The sequence below is a fragment of the Thermoflexus sp. genome (assembly GCF_025055495.1).
Lineage (GTDB): Bacteria > Chloroflexota > Anaerolineae > Thermoflexales > Thermoflexaceae > Thermoflexus.
The window spans coordinates 1-1,813 of the sequence record NZ_JANWXB010000297.1; the positions used below are offsets into that span (position 1 = coordinate 1).

Sequence of the window (1,813 nt, forward strand, 5' to 3'; positions counted from 1 at the left end):
AATACCGGTTTGAGCGGGATGGACTGGCTCATTATGGGATGTTACCCGAGTTGCTGCAGGACCTCTGGAATCGGGGCAGGGGGGGCCAGGACACAGTGCGCTCCCTGTTCCTCTCCGCTGAGCGGGTCATCCAGGCCTGGGAGCGCTCCGTCCGGGCCGCGGAGGAAGTGCGACGGGTGTCCCGGGAGACTCTGATCACCCTTACCCCGCGCACAGTCGAGAACCTCTGTCCATCACCCGCGACGGGCGGGCGATATAGCTTTGAGGGCCGCCCACAGGGCAGGGATTACAGCGGAGGGGTTCGCATCCAGGGACACGTGGAGCTGACGGTCCGAGGGAGGGATCTGATAGCCATCGTTCACTTCGAAGCCCGTCCCCACGCTTGGGCCCCAACTGATTTCTTCTCCCAAACCTTCGAGGTGAGGGTCGGCGCATTGCCGCCGGATGGCCGATCGTATGAGATCGTGGGATCCGCCCGCTCCGACTTCTCGCGGGATCTGCCGGGAGCCGGCGGGGAGTTCATCGGCTGCAACGAGGGCGAACCCCATGTTATCACCCCCAGCAACCCAGACGGACCGGTAGCCCGGCTGATCGTGATCGGCGACACGGGCAACGAGGATATCAGCCACGATGCGGACTGCAGTTGCGACTCCAAGATCCTCCGGGTGGAGTTCCGGCCCATCCAGCTCCGAAGCCGGTGATCCGCCGAGCCTATCCCCTCATGGGTCGAAGCCCGGAGCGCTTCCTCTCCAGCGGGCAGGGCTGCTTCGGCAGCCCTGCCCGCTGATCTGCTCGGACGAAAGGTCGGCGCCGATCCCTCCATCCCTCTGATCCGCTCGATGCACCCGTCTCTTCCGGCGAAGATCGCCCGGCGTTCACCCCGGGAGACCACGGATCCTTCGCCCTCCCATCGCGGGCTGGGTATAATGACGCTGGACGCTGAACCAAGGATCTTGCGCCATGTCGGAAAACCGGGGCCCGGCCCGCTTTCCCTCCCTGGATCTCCTCGCCGAGGTCTTCCGGCGGTATCCGGAGATCGAGGCCGTTTATCTGTTCGGCTCCGCCGCCGAAGGCCGCCGGCACGCGGAAAGCGACCTGGATCTGGGCGTGGTTGTCCGCCGGGGCGCCCGGCGGCCCGATCCGCTGTCCCTGCTCACGGACCTCGCCCGCTATGGCTTTTGCCGGGTGGACCTGGTGTTCCTGGACACCGAAGACATCCTCCTGAAGTTTGAGGCCGTCCGACACAACCGGGTCGTCTATCAAACCGCGGATTTCGATCGAGGGGAGTTCTTCTCCCAGATCGTGCGTCAGTATTTCGATTTCGCCCCCTACCTGCGCGTGCAGCGGGAGGCCTACAAACGGAGGCTCCTCGGTGGTTCGGGTGGAGGTCCTTCAACGGCGGCTTCGCAAGCTGGATGAATACCTGGAGATCCTGCGTCGTCTGCAGCGCTACTCCTTCGAGGAATTCATCAGGGACGCGGAACGCTACGGCAGCGCCGAGCGCTTTCTGCAATTGGCCATCGAGGCCCTGCTGGATATGGGCAATCACATCATCGCCGATCTAAATTTAGGGGAAGTTCGATGGTACAGCGATATCCCAACCATCCTGGCGGAGCGGGCAGGATTAGATCCAGACTTAAAAGAGAAGTGGATTCGGATGATCGGGTTTCGCAACGTCCTCGTCCATGAATACCTGGATCTGGATCGCCGGATCGTTTACGAGATCCTCCAGTCGGGGCTTGAGGATTTCGAGCGGTTACGACGATTTTTCGCCTCCTTCCTGCAGTAGTGCTTTGTCCAGTTATAAACTGGG

The 1,813-nt window shown here is 62.4% G+C and carries 3 protein-coding genes; all 3 read left to right on the top strand.

Translation table 11 applies throughout. The features are described from left to right. The coding region (locus NZM16_RS09405) for a hypothetical protein (RefSeq protein ID WP_295480104.1) at positions 1-701 on the top strand (701 nt) is incomplete at its 5' end. A 259-nt stretch (positions 702-960) separates the two neighbouring features. Next, complete coding sequence (locus tag NZM16_RS09410) at positions 961-1,419, top strand: nucleotidyltransferase domain-containing protein (RefSeq protein WP_295448098.1); 459 nt, start codon at positions 961-963, stop codon at positions 1,417-1,419. Then, entirely contained in the window at positions 1,373-1,789 is a 417-nt protein-coding gene (locus NZM16_RS09415; RefSeq protein ID WP_295448101.1) for a DUF86 domain-containing protein, read from the top strand. The genes NZM16_RS09410 and NZM16_RS09415 overlap by 47 nt, the downstream gene beginning before the upstream one ends. Positions 1,790-1,813: the final 24 nt, after the last annotated feature.